General features: G+C 43.7%; 23 protein-coding genes and 1 tRNA gene. 17 read left to right on the top strand and 7 right to left on the bottom strand.

Features of this window, described 5'->3' with window-relative positions:
* Window positions 1-117: 117 nt before the first annotated feature.
* The 8 genes from rsxA to L9Q40_RS10770 all read left to right on the top strand — a co-directional run bounded on the left by rsxA (window position 118) and on the right by L9Q40_RS10770 (window position 6,093).
* Window positions 118-693: an electron transport complex subunit RsxA gene (gene rsxA / locus L9Q40_RS10805; protein WP_498793279.1), complete on the top strand. Its 576-nt coding sequence runs from the start codon at window positions 118-120 to the stop codon at window positions 691-693.
* A 13-nt stretch (window positions 694-706) separates the two neighbouring features.
* Entirely contained in the window at window positions 707-1,234 is a 528-nt protein-coding gene (locus tag L9Q40_RS10800) for an RnfABCDGE type electron transport complex subunit B (protein ID WP_498793278.1), read from the top strand.
* 9 nt (window positions 1,235-1,243) lie between these two features.
* Window positions 1,244-2,875, top strand: a complete 1,632-nt coding sequence (rsxC, locus tag L9Q40_RS10795; RefSeq protein WP_498793277.1) for an electron transport complex subunit RsxC — start codon at window positions 1,244-1,246, stop codon at window positions 2,873-2,875.
* Entirely contained in the window at window positions 2,872-3,867 is a 996-nt protein-coding gene (locus L9Q40_RS10790; protein ID WP_498793276.1) for an RnfABCDGE type electron transport complex subunit D, read from the top strand. The genes rsxC and L9Q40_RS10790 overlap by 4 nt, the downstream gene beginning before the upstream one ends.
* A 2-nt stretch (window positions 3,868-3,869) precedes the next feature.
* Window positions 3,870-4,478, top strand: a complete 609-nt coding sequence (locus tag L9Q40_RS10785) for an RnfABCDGE type electron transport complex subunit G (RefSeq protein WP_498793275.1) — start codon at window positions 3,870-3,872, stop codon at window positions 4,476-4,478.
* Entirely contained in the window at window positions 4,471-5,151 is a 681-nt protein-coding gene (locus tag L9Q40_RS10780; RefSeq protein ID WP_498793274.1) for an electron transport complex subunit E, read from the top strand. The genes L9Q40_RS10785 and L9Q40_RS10780 overlap by 8 nt, the downstream gene beginning before the upstream one ends.
* 2 nt (window positions 5,152-5,153) lie before the next feature.
* Entirely contained in the window at window positions 5,154-5,420 is a 267-nt protein-coding gene (locus tag L9Q40_RS10775) for an RnfH family protein (protein WP_498793273.1), read from the top strand.
* A 136-nt stretch (window positions 5,421-5,556) separates the two neighbouring features.
* Entirely contained in the window at window positions 5,557-6,093 is a 537-nt protein-coding gene (locus L9Q40_RS10770) for a flavodoxin (RefSeq protein WP_020333842.1), read from the top strand.
* 262 nt (window positions 6,094-6,355) lie between these two features.
* Here the strand turns inward: L9Q40_RS10770 and L9Q40_RS10765 are convergent.
* Window positions 6,356-6,430, bottom strand: a tRNA-Gly gene (locus L9Q40_RS10765).
* A 403-nt stretch (window positions 6,431-6,833) separates the two neighbouring features.
* Here L9Q40_RS10765 and L9Q40_RS10760 point away from each other — a divergent pair.
* On the top strand, window positions 6,834-7,352 hold the full coding sequence (locus tag L9Q40_RS10760) for a DUF4136 domain-containing protein (RefSeq protein WP_020334727.1): 519 nt from the start codon (window positions 6,834-6,836) through the stop codon (window positions 7,350-7,352).
* A 71-nt stretch (window positions 7,353-7,423) separates the two neighbouring features.
* On the opposite strand, the gene L9Q40_RS10755 is transcribed toward L9Q40_RS10760, so the two are convergent.
* The 3 genes from L9Q40_RS10755 to L9Q40_RS10745 form a co-directional block, all read right to left on the bottom strand.
* The gene (locus L9Q40_RS10755) at window positions 7,424-7,747 is read right to left on the bottom strand and encodes a hypothetical protein (protein ID WP_065298759.1); all 324 of its coding nucleotides are present in this window, start codon (window positions 7,745-7,747) and stop codon (window positions 7,424-7,426) included.
* A 20-nt stretch (window positions 7,748-7,767) separates the two neighbouring features.
* Window positions 7,768-8,259, bottom strand: a complete 492-nt coding sequence (locus tag L9Q40_RS10750) for a hypothetical protein (protein WP_498793272.1) — start codon at window positions 8,257-8,259, stop codon at window positions 7,768-7,770.
* A gap of 394 nt (window positions 8,260-8,653) precedes the next feature.
* A complete protein-coding gene (locus L9Q40_RS10745) occupies window positions 8,654-9,301 on the bottom strand; it encodes a murein L,D-transpeptidase catalytic domain family protein (RefSeq protein ID WP_014234049.1) in 648 nt (215 codons plus the stop codon).
* A gap of 460 nt (window positions 9,302-9,761) precedes the next feature.
* Here L9Q40_RS10745 and L9Q40_RS10740 point away from each other — a divergent pair, with 460 nt between their 5' ends.
* Window positions 9,762-10,163, top strand: a complete 402-nt coding sequence (locus L9Q40_RS10740; protein ID WP_065301069.1) for an NUDIX hydrolase — start codon at window positions 9,762-9,764, stop codon at window positions 10,161-10,163.
* Between the two features lie 453 nt (window positions 10,164-10,616).
* On the opposite strand, the gene L9Q40_RS10735 is transcribed toward L9Q40_RS10740, so the two are convergent.
* Window positions 10,617-12,989 carry a putative bifunctional diguanylate cyclase/phosphodiesterase gene (locus tag L9Q40_RS10735; RefSeq protein WP_498793271.1) on the bottom strand — a complete coding sequence of 791 codons (2,373 nt, stop codon included), beginning with the start codon at window positions 12,987-12,989 and terminating at the stop codon, window positions 10,617-10,619.
* 476 nt (window positions 12,990-13,465) lie between these two features.
* Here L9Q40_RS10735 and rbsD point away from each other — a divergent pair, with 476 nt between their 5' ends.
* The 6 genes from rbsD (at window position 13,466) to L9Q40_RS10705 (ending at window position 19,486) form a co-directional block, all read left to right on the top strand.
* Entirely contained in the window at window positions 13,466-13,885 is a 420-nt protein-coding gene (rbsD, locus tag L9Q40_RS10730; RefSeq protein ID WP_065298755.1) for a D-ribose pyranase, read from the top strand.
* A gap of 23 nt (window positions 13,886-13,908) precedes the next feature.
* Window positions 13,909-15,414, top strand: a complete 1,506-nt coding sequence (gene rbsA / locus L9Q40_RS10725) for a ribose ABC transporter ATP-binding protein RbsA (RefSeq protein ID WP_020334733.1) — start codon at window positions 13,909-13,911, stop codon at window positions 15,412-15,414.
* Window positions 15,411-16,394, top strand: coding sequence for a ribose ABC transporter permease (gene rbsC / locus L9Q40_RS10720; RefSeq protein ID WP_020334734.1), 984 nt, complete (start codon window positions 15,411-15,413; stop codon window positions 16,392-16,394). The genes rbsA and rbsC overlap by 4 nt, the downstream gene beginning before the upstream one ends.
* 79 nt (window positions 16,395-16,473) lie before the next feature.
* Entirely contained in the window at window positions 16,474-17,352 is an 879-nt protein-coding gene (gene rbsB, locus L9Q40_RS10715) for a ribose ABC transporter substrate-binding protein RbsB (RefSeq protein ID WP_014234055.1), read from the top strand.
* Between the two features lie 189 nt (window positions 17,353-17,541).
* Entirely contained in the window at window positions 17,542-18,462 is a 921-nt protein-coding gene (gene rbsK / locus L9Q40_RS10710) for a ribokinase (protein WP_498793270.1), read from the top strand.
* 16 nt (window positions 18,463-18,478) lie between these two features.
* Window positions 18,479-19,486 carry a substrate-binding domain-containing protein gene (locus L9Q40_RS10705; protein WP_498793269.1) on the top strand — a complete coding sequence of 336 codons (1,008 nt, stop codon included), beginning with the start codon at window positions 18,479-18,481 and terminating at the stop codon, window positions 19,484-19,486.
* Between the two features lie 513 nt (window positions 19,487-19,999).
* Here L9Q40_RS10705 and cueR read toward each other — a convergent pair.
* On the bottom strand, window positions 20,000-20,386 hold the full coding sequence (cueR, locus tag L9Q40_RS10700) for a Cu(I)-responsive transcriptional regulator (RefSeq protein ID WP_014234058.1): 387 nt from the start codon (window positions 20,384-20,386) through the stop codon (window positions 20,000-20,002).
* 149 nt (window positions 20,387-20,535) lie between these two features.
* Complete coding sequence (locus L9Q40_RS10695; protein ID WP_498793268.1) at window positions 20,536-21,504, bottom strand: helix-turn-helix transcriptional regulator; 969 nt, start codon at window positions 21,502-21,504, stop codon at window positions 20,536-20,538.
* Window positions 21,505-21,620: 116 nt separating this feature from the next.
* Here L9Q40_RS10695 and L9Q40_RS10690 point away from each other — a divergent pair, with 116 nt between their 5' ends.
* Window positions 21,621-23,633: a TonB-dependent siderophore receptor gene (locus L9Q40_RS10690; RefSeq protein WP_498793267.1), complete on the top strand. Its 2,013-nt coding sequence runs from the start codon at window positions 21,621-21,623 to the stop codon at window positions 23,631-23,633.
* The last annotated feature ends 8 nt before the right edge of the window (window positions 23,634-23,641 follow it).

Below are 23,641 nucleotides of genomic sequence, written 5' to 3'. Positions count from 1 at the left end.
CTTAGCCTGCGCGCTAGCGCTGTATTGACGGGGTTGTTTGATTCATTCCAGTGCAAAAACGCTCCGTGGCATACGCTATGCACCACCTTCGAGAAAGGAAGCTAGTGGAGTGCTGTTATGTCCGAAGGATTGATCATTTTTCTGAGTGCGACATTTGTAAACAATGTCGTTTTAGCTAAATTTCTGGGCTTGTGTCCGTTCATGGGAGTGTCGAGCAAAATTACCAGTGCGGTGGGAATGGGGATCGCAACGATATTCGTGCTTACCTTAGCGACGGTATCAAGCTGGATTATTGAGTTTGCGATTTTGAAGCCGTTGCATCTGGAGTTTATGAGGATCATATCCTTCATATTGGTCATCGCTGCGGTCGTTCAATTTACCGAGCTATACGTTAAAAAATCTTTTCCTGAACTGTACCAGTCTTTGGGCGTATTTCTCCCTCTCATCACCACCAACTGTGCCGTTTTTGGTGTCGCATTGCTGGCCGTACAAGATAATTTGTCGTTTCTCAACACGCTGATGTTCAGCTTTGGCTCTGCTCTGGGCTTCTTGTTCGTCATCACTATTTTTGCTGGTTTACGCAGCCAACTTATGTTGAGTCAGGTTCCGTCAGCATTTAAAGGCTCTCCGATAGCATTCATCACAGCGGGATTTTTGTCGATGGCCTTCATGGGCTTTTCGGGAATGGCATAGAGGAGACTAAGTCATGTTACCTACGACGCTTATATTTTTTGTCACGCTCGGAGCATTGCTTGGGCTTGCGCTTGGGTACGCTGCAAAAATGTTCCATGTGGAAGGCGACCCGAGGATAGATAAAGTTGAAGCATTACTGCCGGGTGGCCAATGCGGTCAGTGTGGAGAGGCTGGTTGTCGCCAGGCCGCCGAAAAAATGGTCACTGGTGAACTAAGCCCGGCTTGTTGTCCACCTGGCGGAGCGCTACTTGCTCAAAACGTTGCACAGTTGCTCGGTGTTTCAATTGATACAAGTGATCAAGACACTGAGCTGGTGGCAAGGGTTGATGAAACGCAGTGTAACGGGTGCAACCGCTGCTACAAAGCCTGTCCTTTTGATGCAATTGTCGGTGCGCCGAAACAGTTACACACGGTACTAAAAGACGTGTGTACTGGTTGTCAGTTATGTGAAAAAGCCTGTACACGAGGTTGCTTGACCATGTCCGAAGTGACGCCGTCGGTGTCGACATGGTATTGGCCAAAGCCTTCATTGTCGGTTTAGGAGTGAATCATGTCCAGTTTAAGCAGTGTTAGTTTGTGGAATAAACCATTTAGTGGCGGTATTCATCCCAAAGCTTATAAAGAGTTAACGTCCGATCAACGTATTGATCGCCATTTCTGGCCTCGGAATATCTACTTACCTTTGCAGACGCGTTCTGGGGCAAAGTTAAGAGTATTGGTTAGCCCTGGGGAGTCAGTGTACAGAGGGCAGTTGGTTGCTGTTGGACTTACTGATTTCGTCGCACCTTTGCATTCATCTGTGAATGGTGTGGTGACAGCAATTGTCCCGCATATTACGACTCATCCGGCGAAAGTGAAGTGTGACACGGTAGTGATTCGCGCGAATGATGATAAACAATGGGGAGTATCTTCGCCGGGTGAAGATATCCATAACTTAGATGCTGATACCATTATTGATCGCGTTGCGGAAGCGGGCATTGTCGGGCTTGGTGGCGCTGGTTTCCCGGCCGCGGTTAAGTTGCGATTTTCAAGAAGTGCCAACGTAGACACCATCATCATTAATGGAGGTGAATGCGAACCGTATCTGACCAGTGATGATTTAACAATGCAAACCTACCCGGAAGAAATTATTTCGGGGATACAGATGATGCTGATTGCGAGCGGTGCGCAAAGGGCCATTATCGGCGTGGAAGATAACAAACCGGATGCCTTAAGTGCGCTCCATTATGCCGCGAGTGAAGTCGACACGATTGACGTACGTAAAGTGCCGAGTATTTACCCGATGGGTTCAGAGAAGCACTTAATTAAAACGCTCACTGGGAAAGATGTTCCTCCAGGAGGACGTGCCACTCAGGTCGGTATTTTAGTTAACAATATTTCCACGGTTAGGGCGGTGTACCATGCGGTGCGATTTCGTCGTCCTCTGGTTTCGCGGATTGTCACGGTGAGTGGTAAGGGGATAGCGGAACCTAAGAATGTAGAGGTACCAATTGGAACCCCAGTAAATGAAGTCATTAACTATTGCGGCGGGGTCAGTGACTCCACGGAGCGATTACTTTTAGGCGGACCCATGATGGGCCAGGTTATTCCTTCAATGCAGGTACCTGTTGATAAAACGGTTGGCGGAATACTGGCGTTAACCGAAGACGAGGTGTTTCTTGAAACCAAACATCAAGAGTGTATTCGTTGTGGTCAATGTGTTCGAGCCTGTCCTATGGGTTTGATGCCATTTCAAATGGCCGCATACACTCGAGTTTCCGACTTTAAACGCGCGGAAGAACTGGGTGTGAATCATTGCTTGTCTTGTGGTGCGTGTGGGTACGTTTGCCCTTCTTCGATTCCTTTAGTTCAGTATTTTATGCACGCAAAAGGAGTGATTGCATCACATACCTTTATGGAGCAAAGGGCGGCTCAGACCAAAGTGCTTAATGAATCCAGAAAGCAACGTCTCGCCCTTGAGGCTGCTGAGAAGAAAGCCAAAGCTGCGAAAAAAGTGACAAGACCAGCCCGAAATGCTCGGCCTGAGCGACCAGAAAGGCCGTCTCGACCAGAGAGACCAACCCGAAATGCTCAACCTGAGCGAGCGGAAAAGCTGACTCGTCCAGAGAGACCTGCCCGCCCACCACGTCCAGAGCGAGTATCGCGTCAGGATAAAGCCGCTGAGAAGGAGCAACAGTTATGATCAAATATGACTCAATAATTGGCCCATTTGCTCACAACGGGAGCTCATCTACACGAATCATGTATCTCGTTATCTTAACGTTATTACCGGCTTGTGTATTTGCTGGCTTTCAGTTTGGTCGCAACAGTTTGGCACTGATACTCGTGTGTTGTTTAACCGCCATCATAAGCGAATGTTTATGCTTGTTGGCAATGAAAAAGAAACCTAGCGCGTGTTTTGATGGTTCAGCGATTCTGACTGGGCTTTTACTCGCCATGAGTTTACCGCCTTCGTTCCCAATCAACTTAGCTGTTTTGGGCAGTATGTTCGCGATTATTTTGGGTAAGCAAATCTATGGCGGGCTGGGGCAGAACTTATTCAATCCAGCCATGCTCGGGCGCGTGATGCTACTGATCTGTTTTCCGGTTCAAATGACCCAGTGGGCGGCTCCAACGCCGATAGATTTAAGCAACAACTTAGTCACGGTGCCGGATGGATGGCTGAGTTTTGACGGCGTGACTGCAGCGACCGCACTCAGCAGTGAAAGAACCTTGCCAGTTGAGTTTGCTCAGCAGTTCTTTGGGCAGCATTCTGGAAGTTTAGGTGAGACCAGCACTTTGCTTATTTTGTGTGGTGGTGGTTATCTGATTTGGCGACGCATTATTCACTGGGCGATACCTGTGACCTTCATGCTTGGTCTGGCACTACCTGCTTTAGTCAGTCATTTGATCAACGCTGAAGCCTACCTGGCACCATGGATTCACCTTACCAGTGGTGCAGCCATGCTGGGTGCGTTTTATATCGCTACGGATCTTGTTACCTCTCCAACCAGTATTCGCGGACAGCTTATCTATGGGCTGGGATGTGGGCTGCTTGTTTGGTTGATTCGAACCTTTGGTAGCTACCCCGAAGGCGTGGCTTTTGCGGTACTGATTATGAATGCGGTTAGCCCTTTGATTGATTACTACCTGCGCCCACATGTGTTTGGTACTAGCCGAATGACGGAGAAATAATCATGGAAGTCAGATTACAGCCAACTAAAGAGCGTATTTCGTATCAGGTCATATTACTTGCTGGTGCATGTGCGCTCGCCGCATTACTTTTGTTTGTCACGAACTGGGCGACAAAGCCGATCATTACTCAGCGTATTTTAGAAGATCAGAACGCACTATTGAGGGAGGTGCTTGCGGGACAACCTTATTCGAATGATGTGTTTTCGAACCGTCAGCTTATCGAGTATGAGGGCAAGTTATTCGAATTATATCGAGTGGAAGATGAAAATCAGCAACTGATTAACTGGGTTATCCGAGGTGATCAGGAGGGATACAGTGGCACGATCCGCTTTCTTGTTGGCTTAAAAATCAGTGGGGAGATTATCGGCGTTCGAATCATTAGTCACAGTGAAACACCGGGACTGGGTGACAAAATCGAAGCTGAAAAAAGCAGTTGGATACTCAGTTTTGCCAAGCGCACTTTAGAGAATACAGGTGTGTGGGCGGTGAAAAAGGACGGCGGTGATTTTGACCAATTTAGCGGCGCAACAATTACACCGAGAGCGGTAGTCAAAGGCGTGCATCAGGCGTTGCTAGCGCTTGAATCTTATCAAGGAGCGAACAATGAGTGAATCGAACCAGTACAAAAGCATTATGTCACAAGGTTTATGGGACAATAACATTGTACTCAAGCAGTCCCTTGCGCTTTGTCCTTTACTTGCCGTAACCAGCAGTGCGACCAACGGCCTTGGTCTTGGCCTGGCCACTATGGTCGTAATGGTTGCGGCAAATACACTTAACTCGATGGCGAAAGGTGTCATCAGCAAAACCGTACGTATTCCGGTAAATGTCATCGTCATCGCCACACTGGTCACGCTTACCGACGCCTTGCTGAACGCCTACCTCCATTCTCTACACAAAGTTCTCGGTTTATTTATACCGTTGATTGTTACCAACTGCGCCATCCTCGGGCGTGTCGAATCGTTTGCCAGTAGAAGCGCGGTCATGCCCTCTATCGTGGATGGTCTGTTTATGGGGGTAGGCTTTACTTGGGTACTGACTATGCTCGGCGCGATACGCGAAATTCTTGGTAGTGGAACCCTGTTTAGCAATGCGCATCTACTTTTGGGCGAACGTTTTGCGTTTCTGGAAATGGTCATTATTGATGATTACCAAGGGTTGTTGTTGGTTATTTTGCCGCCGGGAGGCTTTCTGGTTTTGGGCTTGGTTCTGGCGTTAAAACAGAAATACGAATCCATGCTGGTAAACACAACGCCAGCGCTAGCACATAACACTAGGGGGTAACCATGAAAGTAAGTGTTGTCTACGCCTTACCGGATGAACAGGTATGGTTGTCAGTCGATGTTGACCATAGCGCAACCGTACTTAGCGCTATTCAGGTTTCGAATATTTTAGATATGTTTCCCGCTATCGATCTCGACAAACAAAAAGTGGGTATTTTTGGCAAATCCACAAAGTTGGATAGTGAGCTAAAAGAAGGTGACCGTGTGGAAATATATCGCCCGTTAATTTGGCAGCCTGACGACGACGAAGATAAGGATGATGACGATTAATTGTCACCTTTGCGACATTAGGTCAGACATTGTTTGAAAGGAAATTTTTAACTTATTGAAAATATAGAACTAAATGTGTGGTAGATATTTTGCAGCGTATCCCTGCCATGACAAAAATTTAAGCAAGGAGCTAATTATGAGCAAAGTGGGAATTTTCTTTGGTACTGATATGGGCAGCACTCGCAAAATGGCCAAGTTGATCCAAAAACAACTTGGTGACGAGGTTGCGGATAAACCGAAAAACATTAATCGCGTCGACGCCGATGAATTTGCCAGTTATGACTATCTGATTCTCGGTACGCCAACGTTAGGAGAGGGACAACTTCCAGGGCTATCTGCGGATTGCCAAGAAGAGAGCTGGGAAGAGTTTCTACCCAACTTCTCGGACATGGATCTATCGGGAAAAAAAGTTGCGCTATATGGATTGGGCGATCAGGTTGGTTACAGCAACGAATTTGTGGACGCACTTGGTGAGCTATATGATCATGTCGCCAACTGTGGTGCAGAGATGGTTGGGTTTTGGCCCACAGAAGGGTACGAGTTTACGGCCTCTAATGCGGTTGACGGCGATGACTTTGTCGGGTTAGTGATCGACAAAGATAATCAATCAAGTCTGACTGAGCAGCGCATTGCGGGTTGGGTTGAGCAGATTAAAGCTGAAATGGAGCTATGAATAAAAATAAAGCTATTAACCCAATATCAGTAATTAACTGATAGCTTGTGGGTTTTTGTTATTTTGCCGAACTTAACTGTCATAGGCACAACGCCATTCTTGTCGTGAGAGTGGCTTTTTTTATGGAATTTTGTTCTATAGAGCGTATCGGTTTTGGATAATATGATTAAAGCTAGATTGTAATGATGACGTTACTGACAGTAAATCAATTGCTTTGTTGGGAATGGTGAACAAAAGGATTTAAAACTTAAGCAAGAAAGCTTGGAGCGGGCAGCGGGAATCGAACCCGCATCATCAGCTTGGAAGGCTGAGGTAATAGCCATTATACGATGCCCGCGCATCGAAAGCACTCATCTAATATGCCACATTAATTCGAAAAGAAAAGTCTTTTCTCTTCAATTGTTTGTCGATTGCGTAAAAATCACTCAAGATGATGCGAAGGTACTCAATTCGAGTGCTGGTGGGTAATTCTCTTAAGAAAATCAGCACCCAATTGGCTACGACTTTGTGAAACAAGACCTCAGATATTGAACACTTGGCGTTCTTAGTTAAGACTCAATAATGTCTATCTAATTATTTTAAAGTGCGTGATTCAGTAAAAGAGAGATGGCTTACGAATTTGGAAATGTACTGAGTTGGACATCTTGTCGTAGCATAATGATTCATTTTTGTTTTTAGCCGTATAAATGACAACAAAGAAGGCGACGCTGATACTGTCGATAAATCAGAGGAGAATATCTATGTGGAAAGGGTTCTTGTTAGGCGCATTGGGGCTGTTTATGGTCGCATGCACTACGGTAACAACGGATGTCGACAAACAGGCTGACTTTTCATCGTATAGAACGTTCGATTTTGGAGACCAGAATGGTGCGCCCGCAAGCATCGATGCGAGGCGTATTGAACAAAGTATTGCCTCTCAATTAGGAGCTAATGGACTTTCACAAGTTTCGAGTGACGGTGATATCTATGTCCATCATGACATTGTTGAGAACACAGAGTTTGTTTCTTCTGGGTCGAACATCAGTTTTGGCTACGGATGGAACCGATTTGGCGTGATTACTTCCAGTCCAGAGCGATATAGAGAGCGTAAATACGGTAATTTGGTTATCGAATTAGTTGATATGAAGGCAAACCAAGTTGTTTGGAAAGGGATATCTAGCCGTAAATTAACGACGTCAATGGACAGTGAGAAAAGGGAAGAGCTAATTGCAGAAGAAATTGCGAAGATGTTTGAACACTTTCCTTACGGCGCTAAGTAGCGAGATTTAAATGTTCATATCGAAAAAGGCGCAGTGAATGCGCCTTTTTCGTTTTGGGACGATAACTTCAATTAGTACCCGATGCTATAGAGCTGCTCGCCTAGGTCACGACACTTGCTCTGATACACTTCTAACACATCTGTTGTGTTTTTGTTTGCTGCTTTAAACTCCAGTTCTGCAGAAGAAAGCGTGCTAAAACTAAAATGTCTTACGGACATTAAATAGTTTCTAAAAGAGGCTCTATGCTCTGGTACGGCATTCTGTACGTTCGAAACATTGGCGCATTCCAAAAGGGCTTCGTTGCTCATTTGTTCAAGATTTACGTCGGCGTAAACGACATTGGAGAATGCAGTGAGTAATAAAGTTAAGATAGTTGGAATTGCGAATCTGGTCAAAATTTGGGCCTCGAATGGATTCAGGTAAATATAAATGTACCCATGTCACTTGTTGACACGTTTTCTTGATTTCTCTGTTTTTCTTTCGTCAAGTATTCACGGCCATGTTTAAACACATAAAGTAAATTTGCTTCCCTTGTTCCGAGGCGATGATAAAGCGAGCGTTGGTTTTTAAGTTTACCGTAGCTATCTCTAGGTAATGGGGTTGTCACCCAAGCGAGAGAAAGTAACGGAGGCGATAAAAAAGCGATGAGCAACTGATAATCGGGTTCGAAGCGTAAACTTTGTACATCATCATGCAGAGAAGTGCGACGGCATGAAACCAGAGCCAATATGTCTCGTTTATGATGCTGTGAGTACTTATGGGCAACCGAAGGCGAATTATTTTCTAAAGACCATTGGGGTAAAGCAAAGTCTGGCGTTAAAAGTGATTGTTGAGCCCACTTTGATAAATGAACGGACGTATTGCTTGTTTGGTGATTGTTATATTCATGCGCATAGGCAGACAGCATACAATCTGGGAGCAGAGACAGAGCTATTAGCCAAAACGTACAAATTAGATAACGCAAAAATTAACCCTAATACATCAAAGATTTGTTGCCGATTTTACATACTTATTCATCACCGGCGAGCACCTTGTCTCGGGGCTTTGATGCTTAATCAGTATCTGAATGATTTCGTATAGTAACGATAGGAAAGATAGATGAACAGGCTTTTCTCACTGCCTAAGCGGAATTTTAAACTTGAATTGTTTCAAAATACAATCACAGCGACGACTAGTCAGAACAATGGATTAGTATCGATACAATCTTAAGGGAAGACGTTGAAGGAATGGCGTCAGTTTTGAAACAGGGAAGAGTATTCTGACTAGAAAGATAAAAGGGAGCTACTGCTCCCTTTCGTATATTATGCGCTTGCGTAGATGACACTGCCGCCTTTAATTGTGTCGATGATTTCTCGAGACAGGTTCTCTGGCAGAGCCGGACAACCCCAACTGCGTCCTAAATACCCGTTCTTTTTAATAAAAGAAGGATTCGCATATTTAGCACCGTGTACGACGATGTAGCGTTCACGAGCCTTGTCGTTCAGTCCAGAAGTCAGGCCATCTAAGCGAAGGGAATAGCCATTGGATCCGTAATAGGTGGTATCAGTTAAAAACGTACCCAAAGAAGTTTTACGTGAATTCACGATATTGGAAAACTTCGTCGCGGTCTTCTTTCCACTATTTACACCATGAGAAACATACGTGTTGTAGATCAGCTGCTTCTTGTTTAAATCAACGACATAAAATCGCTTATCCGTAGAAGGTTTGCTGTAGTCGATGATGGTAAGTAGTGGCTTCTTTCGCTTTTTGGTTTTCTTGTACGCTAAATAGGCGTCGTTAAATAGCTTAAAGTCGATAACGCCTTCTAGTTTAGCGTCTTTATATGTTTTTCTAACTTGTTGTTGAGAAATCTGATTCTCTACTTGAGCTTTGCCGTCCGAATCTTTGGCGAAAGCAAAAGGAGAAACAGAGAAAAACGTCCATATCAACAATAAAAATGATTTTTTCATTTTGGTCAAATAAAACTCTAGGTGTTACAAATTTGCCGAATGCTTCATGCGTTCAGTAATACTACATGCACATCAATTATATTCTTTCCCAATATTAAGCGTTATACATTAAGCACTTACTCATTGGGATGTTATTAATGTTTAGCTTTTAATGCTAACTTTTTGATATTAAAAAGTTTTTCTTTTACCAAGAGAAACTTCAGATTTAATAATAACTTAAAATTCTAACTAATAAAATGGTGAGTAGTGACGTTTATGAAATTCTTCAGATTAAAAACAATGTATAATTATTGCGCATTTTAAAAAATCCCTGAAATTTCAATGCGTTTATTTTTAATAATCTAACGCTAATAAAAATCTCACTCTGTGATCCGAGTCGTAACAAAACATGAGTTTAATCTTGAATGCAAACACTTGCACAGTATAGATTGGAATAAATGATGAAAGGTATGGGGTTCAAATGAGAGTGCATGAATGTGTTTCCTTTATATTAGTGAAAGACTCTAAAGTATTGTTGGAAACACGAGCCAAAGACAAAGAAACTGATCCTGGAACTATTGCTATTCCAGGCGGGCATATGGACCCAGGTGAGGACCAGAAGCAAACATTATTTAGAGAACTCAAAGAAGAGCTAAATTTGACACCTCAATCATATGTATATCTATGTTCTCTTTATCATCCCACAATTGAATTACAACTAATACATTACTATATCGTTAGTGAGTGGGAAGGTAATTTAGAATGTTATGAAGCGGAATCTGTTGATTGGTATACGCCGAATAATCCTCCTGTAGGAACAGAGGTTGATACTATAGCGTTGAAAGAGTTTAGACGACTAAAAGATACTTTAAGTTCAATGTAAAATTAAATAAATTAGATGTAGTTAAATGTTTATTTTCAAATAAACTCATGGGAAGTGAGTTATATCAGAAACGTTTGTGTTCAAAATTTAGTTTTGAATACAAACGTTGTGAAATATCAAACTGTCGCTTTTTATCTTGTGCTACTTTCCATCTAGACTTTTATGAGCTAATTCTCTTGTGCAGTTTTTCTGGCGGAAGGTAACTTAAGTTAGGGGATTAGTAATATTCGTCAATACATTGATATTTGCTAGTAGGAAGATAAAGTGATTAATAAATGTGGACAGTGTCGGCAATTTACGAGAGAAAAGGCAAACAATAAAGATATATGCGGTGCCTGGGGGCAGCCAACTATAGCGACAAGGTTTGCCTGTGAATTTTTTATGCCCACCATTTCGTCAAAAAACCGCGTTACTAAAGCCCTAGATACGAAACAGAGCTAATTCTACAGTGTCTTATTTGGCTAGTTTGGAAAGCCCGCCAGCAAAGGTCTGAGTATGATTCTGTCGATTGAAGATCATGTGGTTGGATGATTCCCACCATATTTCCAATTCCTCGATACTCATTGGCTTACCAAAAAGATAGCCTTGCATAAAATCGCATTGGTATTCAGATAGCCATTGGCGCATCACGTCATGCTCAATTCCCTCGGCGGTGACGGTTTTATTCTGGGCGTGGCACAAGTCTATAATCGGCTTGATTACATGCCCATTATTGGTTCTCATCAGTGTGAGTAGAAACTCGCGGTCAAACTTAATTTTTTGCACCGGGAACTGAACAAGCTGGGTCAGGGATGTATATCCTGAACCAAAGTCATCAATTGCCAGTCGATAGCCTAGGTTAGAAAGCTCGTCTAATAGGGCGGTCCCTCGTTGGTCAGAGGCAAAAGTCTCTGTAATTTCGAGTTCAATAAACTTAGGATCAACGTCGTACTTAGTTGTATATGTGTGGATATACTCCGCCATTTCTAATGAGTTGAGCTCTGCAGAGGATAGGTTGATGGATAAAATAATGTCTTTATCAAATATTTCTCTCAATTGATGGTATTGGGCCGCTGCAGTAGAGAACACCCAACGGTCGACCTTATCGAATAGACCCGTTTGCTCAGCAATAGGGATAAACTCAGCAGAAGGTATTGGCCCGATACCTTCCGCATCCCAACGCAGTAGTACTTCTAAGCCTTCAATTTCATTGTCGTAACGGCTTAAGTAGGGTTGAAAAACTAATCGGAATTCTTTTTCTACATCGGTTTTTCTTAACGCTCGTTCAATTTGGCTTCGTCTTTGTGCCTCTATATTCAAGTCGGCAGAGTAATAGGCGTATTGGTTTTTACCCGCGCGCTTAGCTTGGTACATTGCGGCATCGGCATTAGACAGAAGTTTTGTAATGTCTGCACCGTCCTCTGGGAAACGCGCCACGCCAACACTGGCGGTGACAGGGAAGGTATTTGGCCAAGAGTGGCTAAGCGTATTGATTGGTTTTAGCAATTCTGTCGCGAGTAAATCTGGGAGATTTTCTACGTATTCGTTAGAGCTGAGTAGAATGGCGAACTCATCTCCGGAAAGGCGCGCACCAAAACAAGGGCTGTTATATTGATGAGAGAACTTTTGACACACATTCTTGATATGGGTTGAAAACACTTTTAATAACGAATCCCCCAACTCATGGCCATATTTGTCATTTACATATTTGAAGTTATCCAGATCAATATAGATGACCCATAAATAATCAGAAGGAGAGGCGAGCTCTTGAGTAACCAGTTGATTGAATCGATGACGGTTAGCAAGTTGCGTTAATTGGTCTGTTTCTGCGAGACGTTTCGTTTTCTTGTAGATGATACTTAGCTCTTCATACATATCGAAGAAGCGTGATGAAAGCCTGCCTATCTCGTCGTTAGTCTCTAACTTCTCAATGTTATCTCGCTTATTTGCTTCGAGTTCCTTAAGTTGCCTGTCGAGTCGAGAAACAGGACGTAATACATTTCGATATAGAACAAGGACGATCAATGTAATGGTACAAAACGCGGCAATCCCAAATGAAAGTGCCAGCTCGAGCCACACTTTGTCGACTTTATTCCACATCAGATATTCTGCTGGAGAGAGTATGGCAAAAAAATGCGGCAGCAGTTCTATCGTTTGAGCAAGAGGAATATCGAGATAAATCGGCTTATCAGAAAAGGTAATGACGCTATGGGTGTCAAACTCGATATCGTGTTTAATATCACTAAAGGCTTCCAGAGAGACGGTCACAATAACAAAAAATGCATTGCTGGGATCGAAACTTAACGGGTGTTCTCCCGTGCGTTTATCGATCAAATCGTATTGAAGTAGGATACTTTGACCACTGGAATTATAAATAAAACCTGTACGGCTATAATCGCCGTGTTTTGCAAAGCTGTCTGAAATGTACTCCGTTACTTTAGGATCAATCGACCCGGAAGATTCAAAAAATTGATTTTCTGTGTAGTAGAGGAGTTTTTGTTTACCATTGAGGATAGCCATATTGGTATCGCCATGATAGCCATGGCTTAATACATCCGCTGTTTCTTCTAAGCGATTAAACAAAACTCGCTCACGGTAAGGGTTATCGTGATTAATTAAGTAGTCTTGTAGAACGTCACTTTTACCCAAAGTATAAGCGTAGCTATGAAGGAAAACATTCGCTTGTCGGAATTGCCCCGCAAGTTTCTCCATTTGCAATTGAATATAGCTATCTTCTCGCTTGATGAGTGTGACTTTTTGAATGCTATAGATTATGTAACTCGATACCACCGCACTTAACAAGATCACTGGTGTTACAAGCAAAATTACCCTGCTGCTTAATTTCATTCTTTTTCTTCAGTTCCGTTTGTGTCCTTACAAACGTTGCATACCGATTCGGTAGTTAACGGATGACGTAAGTTCTCAAAGTGTAACTAGATTTTGAGTTTACTGAGCTTGAAAATCTGTCAGCTCTCTGAGAATTGTGAAGCTGCATATCCTTTTCATTGGCCTAATTGGGTTGTTTCTCAGTAATTAGACGTGTTTGTTGCCAACAATTGACTCTTTTAAAGATATGCAATTAAGTGAAATTGCTCTGATATCGAAACGTTTCGATGTCGGAGTTGTGATGAAAGTTGTCTTTTTATGTATGACGAAGCTTCAATTGCAGATCATTCTCACACCTTATAAATCGCTCCCTTTTCAAATTTTTCCTGCGAACTATTATTGCATCGAAACGTTTCGATGAGTTTTCTGTAAATAACCAAAACATCCTAATGCAGACGCTTATCGTTTTATGAACGTGTAACCGAAAGGTCTATGAGATGAAAAAAAGTACCCTTATAAACTCAGATATTTCTTACTTGGTGGCAACGTTGGGTCATACCGATGAAATCACCATTTGTGATGCTGGCTTGCCAATTCCTGAGCATGTGCAACGAATCGACTTAGCGCTCACTCACGGGGTACCAAGCTTTATTGATACCGTTCGAGTGATTTTGTCTGAATCACAGATTGAAGGCGCTATCCTTGCCGAAGAGTTTTGTGACGTTAACCCAGACCTGCATAACGCACTGGTCGAAGAGTTAAGCCAAGAAAGCAAGCGCACAGGCAAGCCTATTGAAATTAGTTATGTATCGCACGAAGCGTTTAAAGCTCGCACTGAACAAAGCAGAGCAGTGATTCGCACGGGTGAATGTACACCGTATGCGAACGTTATCTTCCAAGCTGGTGTGGTTTTTTAAGCCAGGGAATGTGAGGACAGATTATGACTCAAGCCATTCTACAACTGAGTGAGATTGAAAAAGCGTTTCCGGGCGTAAAGGCGCTAGATAAGGCGAGCCTTCATGTGTATCCAGGGCGGGTAATGGCGCTTATGGGTGAAAATGGAGCAGGTAAGTCGACCTTGATGAAAGTGCTAACCGGCATTTACCACATGGACTCAGGTAGCATTCAGTACCAGGGTCAGCCCGCTGCATTTAAAGGTCCAAGAGATTCTCAAGAAGCAGGTATCAGCATTATTCACCAAGAGTTGAATTTAATCCCTGAGTTGACCATTGCGGAAAACATTTATCTAGGGCGTGAATTTACTGGTGCGATGGGACGTATTCAGTGGAGCAAAATGTACGATGAAGCTGACAGGCTTTTGAAGCGTTTGAACGTAAAACACAGCTCTAAAACTCTGCTTGGCGATTTAAGCCTCGGCGAACAGCAGATGGTCGAAATTGCCAAAGCGATCTCTTTTGAATCGAAAGTCATCATCATGGATGAGCCAACCGACGCACTGACGGATACGGAAACCGAATCGCTATTTAAAGTGATCAATGAGCTTCGTGATGCAGGTTGCGGCATTGTTTACATTTCACACCGTTTGAAAGAGATCTTCGAAATTTGTGACGACATTACCGTACTTCGTGATGGTAAGTTCATTGGTGAGTGTCAGGTTTCGGATACTGATGAAGATGGTCTTATCGAAATGATGGTAGGCCGAAAGCTTGAAGAACAATACCCACGCATTGATGTAAAACATGGTGAGACGTGTCTTGAAGTGATCGGTTTAACTGGCTCCGGTGTTCACGATGTTAGTTTCACGCTTAAACGTGGTGAAATCCTTGGTATTTCAGGGTTGATGGGCGCGGGTCGTACTGAATTGATGAAGGTGATTTACGGTGCTTTACCGAGTGAGCATGGTGTTATCAACCTAGACAGCAAAACCATTAACCCAGTTAGTCCGCAAGATGGTCTGGCAAATGGTATCGCCTACATCTCTGAAGACCGTAAAGGCGATGGTTTGGTACTCGGTTTGTCAGTCAAAGAAAACATGTCTTTGTGTGCTCTGGATAAGTTGACCAAAGGTGTCCAAATCCAACACGGTGAAGAAGTGGTTGCGGTAGAAGACTTCATCAAACTGTTCAATATCAAAACACCGACGCGTGACCAAATTATTGGCAACCTCTCTGGTGGTAATCAACAGAAGGTGGCTATCGCGAAAGGATTGATGACCAAACCTAAAGTTCTGATTTTGGATGAACCAACACGCGGCGTAGATGTTGGCGCCAAGAAAGAGATTTATCAGCTAATCAATAAATTCAAAGCCGACGGCATGAGCATCATCTTGGTTTCTTCTGAGATGCCAGAAGTGCTGGGCATGAGTGACCGCATTCTTGTCATGCATGAAGGTCGTATTAGTGGCGAATTCGATGCGAAAGACGCCGACCAAGAAAAATTACTCGCCTGTGCCGTAGGCAAAAAGATTAATGAGGAAGCAGCATGAGTACCAATACCATGAGCAAACCGAACGAAGCTAGCAGCAAAAAGCTGTTCACCAAAGAATGGCTGATTGAACAAAAATCACTGATTGCACTTATATTTTTGATTGTTGTCGTATCATTCCTGAACCCGAATTTCTTCACGGTAGACAACATTCTTAACATTCTTCGTCAAACCTCGGTGAATGCGATTATCGCTGTAGGTATGACACTTGTTATCCTGACCGCAGGTATCGATTTAAGTGTAGGCTCTGTGCTGGCGTTATGTGGAGCATTTGCTGCAAGCCTGATTGCAATGGAAGTTCCCGTGCTGGTTGCTGTGCCTACCGCTCTTTTTGCTGGTGCTGCGCTTGGTGCGATAAGCGGTATCATTATCGCTAAGGGTAAGGTTCAAGCGTTCATCGCAACACTGGTTACCATGACTTTATTACGCGGTGTAACCATGGTTTACACAGACGGTCGACCAATTTCTACTGGTTTTACCGATACCGCTGATGCATTTGCATGGTTCGGTACGGGTTATGCGCTGGGTATTCCGGTTCCTGTATGGCTGATGGTAATTGTGTTTGCTGCCGCGTGGTACCTACTTAACCACACTCGCTTTGGTCGTTACGTTTACGCACTTGGTGGTAATGAATCTGCGACCCGCTTGTCAGGTATCAATGTTGACCGAGTGAAGATTGGTGTTTACGCCATCTGCGGTATGTTAGCGGCGCTTGCTGGCATCATCGTGACTTCTCGTCTTTCTTCTGCACAACCTACAGCAGGTATGGGTTATGAGCTAGATGCGATTGCAGCAGTAGTTCTGGGTGGTACCAGTCTGATGGGTGGTAAAGGCCGCATTATGGGTACACTAATTGGTGCGCTTATCATCGGTTTCTTGAATAACGCACTGAACCTGCTTGATGTTTCCTCCTACTACCAAATGATTGCAAAAGCAGTGGTTATCTTGCTGGCAGTACTGGTAGACAACAAAAATAAGTAATTCATAACAATCCAAACGATGTGAATAACACTGAGCCAGTCGACGTGTGCTGGCTCACCCTACACAAAGGACTATAACGATGAAAAAACTCGCAACTCTTATCTCTGCTGCACTTCTTTCCTCAACCGTATCTGTGGCTGCACAAGCTCAGGATACGATGGCGATTGTGGTTTCAACTCTGAACAACCCGTTCTTCGTAACGATGAAAGACGGTGCTGAAGCGAAAGCGAAAGAGCTGGGATACGATCTGATTGTTCTTGATTCGCAAAATGACCCGAGTAAAGAACTATCAAACATCGAAGACCTGACTATCCGAGGCGTTAAAGCGATTCTGATTAACCCGACAGATTCAGACGCAGTATCTAATGCGATTCGCATGGCAAACCGCTCTAATGTACCAGTATTGACTCTTGACCGTGGCGCAAGCCGTGGCGACGTGGTTAGCCACATTGCTTCAGATAACGTGATTGGCGGTGAAATGGCTGGCAAATACATTATGGAGAAGGTTGGCGAGAAAGCGAAAGTCATCCAGCTAGAAGGTATTGCGGGTACATCAGCGGCACGTGAGCGTGGCGAAGGTTTCATGACGTCAGTAAAAGGCAGCAACATGGAACTTCTTGCAAGCCAGCCTGCTGATTTCGATCGTACTAAAGGTTTGAACGTTATGGAAAACCTATTGGCTGCGAATCCAGATGTACAAGCCGTGTTTGCACAAAACGATGAGATGGCACTTGGTGCGCTACGTGCGGTACAGGCATCAGGCAAAGATGTGGTTATCGTAGGCTTTGATGGTACTGAAGACGGCATCGCTGCTGTTAACCGTGGCAAGCTTGCCGCAACCATCGCACAGCAACCAGACCTTATCGGTGCGCTGGGTGTAGAAACAGCAGACAAAGTTCTTAAAGGCGAAAAAGTCGAAGCTTACATCCCGGTTCCTCTAAAAGTGGTAACCAAATAATCACGGCTTTGGATAAATAATCCTAGTTTCTTCGCTCTCTCCTCCGTTTTATCTGTCGTTAGGGGGAGAGGGCAAGAATAGATGCCTTTGACTTTTTATTACGGCTCAGACGAGAAGTTAAAGTCATCTAATGTATTTTTCAGAAAACAGTTTTTCAAAAAGGGTTCATTCAGAACCGAGGATAACCGTATGAATAAGTTAGTAGTGTTAGGTAGTGTAAACGCTGACCATGTTCTTCAAGTGCCTTCTTTTCCTCGCCCAGGCGAGACGCTTCATGGTCGCAACTACCAAGTTATTCCTGGCGGTAAAGGAGCAAATCAAGCCGTTGCCGCAGCACGCCTGAATTCTGATATTGGTTTTATTGCTTGTGTTGGTGATGATTCATTCGGGATCAATATTCGCGAGAATTTTAAGATGGATGGCATCGACATTAGCGCGGTGAAGATGCAGCCAAACTGTCCAACTGGTATTGCGATGATTCAGGTAGCAGATAGTGGCGAGAACAGTATTTGTATTTCGGCAGAAGCGAACGCTAAGCTGACCGCTGAGGCTATTGAGTCAGATCTAGAGCGCATACGCCGCGCTGAATACTTGTTGATGCAACTTGAGACACCGATATGTGCCATCGAGAAAGCGGCGCGTGTAGCAAAAGATGCAAAAACGAACGTGATTCTTAACCCGGCACCTGCGCGTGAATTATCGGACGAATTATTAGCGTGTATCGATGTCATCACTCCTAACGAAACCGAAGCAGAAGTCCTGACTGGCGTGACAGTGACGGATAACGATAGTGCTCAGGAAGCGGCCAACATCCTGCATAGTAAAGGCATTGAAATCGTGATGATTACCCTAGGGGCGAAAGGCGTTTGGTTAAGTCAGAATGGTCGTGGCGAGATTATCCCTGGTTTCCGCGTTGACGCTACCGATACCACGGCAGCAGGTGATACCTTTAATGGGGCATTCGTCACTGGTTTATTGGAAGGTTTGTCTTTAGAATCAGCAATTAAGTTTGCACACGCAGCGGCAGCCATTTCAGTTACGCGCTTTGGTGCACAGACGTCTATCCCAACTCGTGAAGAGGTGGACGCATTCTTAGCTGAAAACCAATAAGTAAGGAATTTATAACATGGCAACGATGAAAGACATCGCGAAACTGGCAGGGGTATCCACTTCTACGGTGAGCCATGTTATTAACAAAACTCGCTTTGTTAGTGAAGAGATCTCAGAGCGAGTTAATAACGCCGCAAAAGAACTCAATTATTATGCTCCATCAGCGCTAGCGCGCAGCCTTAAGGTCAATCGAACTCAAACTATTGGTATGTTGGTAACAACCTCTACCAACCCGTTCTTCGGTGAAGTCGTAAAGGGTGTCGAACGCAGTTGTTACCAAAAAGGTTATAGCCTTATCCTATGTAACACCGAAGGGGATAACGAACGTATGCGTCAATCCATTAGTACGCTGCTTCAAAAGCGTGTTGATGGTTTGATTCTGATGTGTGATTCATTGGAAGGGGAGCGTATTGATGTGTTCGAGCGATACCCTGATATCCCGGTTGTGGTTATGGACTGGGGACCAATGCTTTTTACCAGCGATAAGATTCAAGATAACTCGCTGCGTGGCGGACATCTTGCAGTGAAGCACCTGATAGATTGTGGGCATAAGCAGGTTGGCTGTATTACTGGCCCTCTGATCAAGCATCAGGCCCAAATGCGATATGAAGGTTACAAACGTGCCATGCTTGAAGCTGGCTTGACGTTTAATCCCAACTGGATCATCGAATCGGATTTTGAATGTGAAGGTGGCTATCAGGCTCTGAAAAAGATGTCTGAAAGGGGAGCGTTACCGACTGCTATCTTCGTCTCCAACGACATGATGGCGATGGGGGTGATCAACGCGGCCAACGAGCTAGGTATCAACGTGCCAGAGGATCTTTCTCTCATTGGTTACGATGACATACATATCGCCAAATTCATGTCTCCATCACTGACAACTATTCACCAGCCTAAGTATCGATTGGGTCAGGCCGCGGTTGAAACCTTGGTCAGACGGCTAAACGACAAATCAGCGGAAGCAGAAGTTGTCCAGTTAGAGCCTGCGTTAGTCGAGCGAAAGAGCGTAAAAATGCTTTTTTAGCTCCATTTCTCTAAATGTATGAGTTCGTTTTTTATATCTTTGATATATATCAATTTTTAAAATAAATGGTTTAATTTTGTCCGTTAATTGATAATTTTTACAATAAATGTGACTTTTTGCCAGAAAATGAATAAGTACATTTTCATAAGTTGATAAAATATCTATTATTACCGCCTATAAATAATAGTATTGTAATTAATGGGGTAATTGGATGGGGTTTGCTCTAGTTCAAAAATACGCTCAGTATTCTGTAAAACGACCATGGTGTCATCGTATTAGTGTAGCACTCGTCTTTTTTGTCTTTTTGTTTAGTAGTTACGGTCTTCTGGCGCACGAGGAACTATCATACTTGCTAGGGATTTTTGTTACTTTTGCAGCGACCGGGCTGTTTGCATCCGCATCGGCGTTTAAGAAAAGATACCCAATTTCAAAATCGTAGCTTAAGTGCACGACTAGTTTGAATTATTAAAGGAGGGCTCGTGTCCTCCTTTTAGTTTATTTGGGCAAATGAACTTATTTGGTCAGTTCGTCAATGATAGGACAACGACTTTTAGCATCACCAGGGCAGGAAGATACCCAGCTTTCTAGCTGTTGCTTCATCTCTAGCAGGTGCGCTATTTTCTCTTCTACTTCTTTTAATTTATCCATCGTGCGAGCTTTAACTTCACTGCTTTTTCGATTTGGGTTGTGTGCGAGTTGAACAAACTCTTTGCACTCTTGCAGTGAGAAGCCAGCATGCTTCGCGCGCGATACTAGGTTGAGTTCTTGGATGTGGTTGTCAGAATATTCTCGATATCCAGAGTCACTGCGAGCGGGTGGTGAAATAATCCCTTTATCCTCATACAGACGGATAGACTTAGAGGAAAGGCCGGTCAGTTTGGCTACAGCACCAATATTCATAATTCACCTCTTCATTCAAGATAGCGCTTAACGCGATTATATACCCAAATAGCTTCAATATGCAGGAGTTAGAGTGAGGTGTCTGCTGTAAGTTCCCGTAAAAAGGTCACTTTCTCTTTTCGATGGCCCCGTTTTGGCTTGATACACGTCTACACTTTCGCGACTTCATGAGGAGGCATACCGAATGCCTTTTTAAATGCGTTGGTGAAATTGGACGGGTGGTGATAACCAGCTTCATAGGCTGCCTCTGTAATGGTAACAAGGCCTCGTTCTAAGTGTTGTCGAGCCACGACTAAACGGCGGTAGCGAATGTAGCCGTTTACCGTCATGTTGAATGACTGTTTAAAGCGGCGTTGCAAGTTGGATACGCTCATAGAAAAAACCGTCGATAACTTTGCTAAGCTCAGTTCTTCAGCTAGATGAGTTTCGATGTAATTGATGATGTCTTCAATCTTATGATCTTTCCTGCTTGTCACTGATTTGTGTTGAGAATAATGGATGTTAGGCATCTGCTGAAGGACATTGGATAAAATCTGATAAATCAAACTTTCAATCCCGATCTTAGTTTGCAAGTTACGTGGCGTTCCACTTCGTAAGAGAGTGCTAACAAGCTCTGTGAGCATGGGACATACTTCCAGGGAATAGAAAGCTTCGTGCGAGTGAAAAAAGTTGCTTGTTTCACATGAGTCGTTCAAACGTTGTGCTAGCCATTGTGGTTTTACGAGGATGTTTATCTTGTTAACGTGATTGTCTTTAACAAGTGAGCGAAAGAAGTTTGCAGGTTGTAGCAAGTTCACCACCACGCCCTTAGGTGACTTGGTAGCGTCCAAATTAAATTGTAAATCGTCGTAGCCAAAAGACAGTTTTCCCTCAAGAAGAATGGTGATCAACAGTGATGACTGAGCGGTTGAAACTATATTTGAGTTTACGAGTTCTACGCAGCGTCCACCATGGACAAAAATCTGGTCGTTATATTGGTAAGTTAAGAAAACACCTTCAGCTAACTGCAGTTGACACGGCTGACCGAGCGTTACGATCAACTGTTTTTCCGTATCTTGCAAAATTTGAGTCATAGATATTTTATCAAGTTTAGTTCGTTTAGGCCTACCTACCTGCATTTAACGTTTCCTCATAATATGTATGTGATTTCGCATAACCTAATAATCTTTGTGTTTATATCATGCGCACCTATTATACCTGAGAATTATAATCATTAATATTTAGGAGTGTGTATATGGAAAGCCCAGTTTGCCCATCACTCAAGCTTTCAAGCCTTTACCTTGCAGTGGGAATGGCACTAGCGAACCCAGTTTATGCTGGCGGTTCAACATCGGATTCTCATACCGAGAAAGTCGTCGTATGGGGTACGAAAGTTTCAAGTAACTCGGAATCAATGTTTGCTGACGATATGTCGCTTAAGCAAGCCGATCATATGTCGGATCTGTTGCGCGATATTCCAGGTGTGGATGTTGGTGGCACCCACTCAGTTAACCAAAGAATTACGATTCGTGGCCTTAGCGAGTCTGATTTAGATATCCGTCTGGATGGCGCATCACAACATGCAAGCATGTTCCACCACATTGGTAACTTGACGTTAAACCCAGATATTCTAAAGTCCGCAGATATTCAGGTGGGTAATAACTCAGTTACTCAAAATGGTTTAGGTGGTTCTGTTTACTTTGCAACAAAAGATGCTCGTGACCTTCTGCGCTATGACGAAACTTTTGGCGCACGTGTATATGGCGGCTATGCTTCGAACGACAACCAACAAGGTTCGTTAACTCTGTATGGCTTATTGTCCGAAAACGTCGATGTCATGGTCTATGGTAACTACGTGACGCGTGATGATTTTGAAGATGGCGATGGAAATCAAACTTTTGGCTCAGAAGGCGATGTATATAACATTCTGGCTAAACTTGGCTACGAGTTTAATGACATCCACCGTTTTGAAATCTCCTATGACTTGTATCGTGATAGTGGTGATTACAGCCCACGCCCGGATATGTCCGGAGCGGCCAACAATGGTCTGTCGAGTGAGCTACTGATCCCTACTGATTATGATCGTGATACGGTAACTCTGAGTTATGAGTTACGTGGTGACAACCATCAAGGTAACGTAACCCTTTACAACACAGAAACGGAAATCCTACGTGATGAGTCGGTTATGGCACCGCGTTGGCCTGCAAACCGTCTGTCGAAAAATACGGCGAAGAACCAAAACTTTGGTTTAAACGCAAAATTCCAATCAGATTTGTTGCTGGGACAGTTTGATAACCGCGTAACATATGGTTTTGATTACATGGATAAGACATCTTCTAGCTACTACGGTAGCAGTAAGTTCATGGATGAGTCGGCTATATCGACAGCGCTGTTTGTTGAAGAGCAGTTCCACGTTTCGGATTCTTTCTTTATTACCGCTGGTCTACGGTTTGATGATTATGAACGGAAGGCGGAAACTGGCACTGACGACTTCGACGAAGTGACTTGGGCGCTGGCAGCTGAGTGGGCGGCGACCAACGACTGGACGTTATTTGCAAGTGCGCGTTCGTTATTCAAAGGCCCCGAGTTGATGGAAACCTTTGTCGCTTACCAAGATGTGGCGTTTCTTGAAGACGGCTTGAACCCAGAAACTGGTCTGAATTCGCAAGGTGGAGTACGTTTTGCTAAGCGATTGGACAAGCACTTTTTCGGCGCAAATGTGACTCTGTTTAAGACGCAGATAGATGACTACATTGCTGAACAGTATCAAAGTGCAAGCCAAACTTACCTTATCTACAATTTAGGTGACGTGGAAATTGAAGGCTTTGAAGCGAGTGCGTCATATGGCTACGATAAGTTCAATAGTAAGCTATCTTACTCTCAATCGGATACAGAAGATAAGACCAACGGTGGCCCTGTTGCTGGTGGTAACGGACGCAGTATCGATATGGGTGATAGCATTGCGTTGACGCTTGATTATCAGTCAGAAGAGTTAGAAACCGTATTTGGTTGGAATTCAATGTTTATACTAGAAGAAGACAACGTATTTGATGGTCAAACCGTCAAGGATAGCTACGATGTTCACAACCTATACGCTCAGTGGGTACCTTCTGATATTGATGGCTTGTCGGTCACCTTTGGTATTGATAACGTCTTTGATGAGTTATATACATCTCACGCATCCCGTTCAGGTACGGCGCGTGGATTTACTCTAGATGATTACGAACCAGGCCGAAACTTTAAGCTTTCAGCCGCTTATCAGTTTTAACTAAATTG

It is taken from the genome of Allocatenococcus thiocycli (assembly GCF_921292965.1).
Lineage (GTDB): Bacteria > Pseudomonadota > Gammaproteobacteria > Enterobacterales > Vibrionaceae > Vibrio > Vibrio natriegens.
The sequence above is the reverse complement of the archived record's forward strand: the minus strand, read 5'-3'. Positions and strand labels throughout refer to the sequence as shown.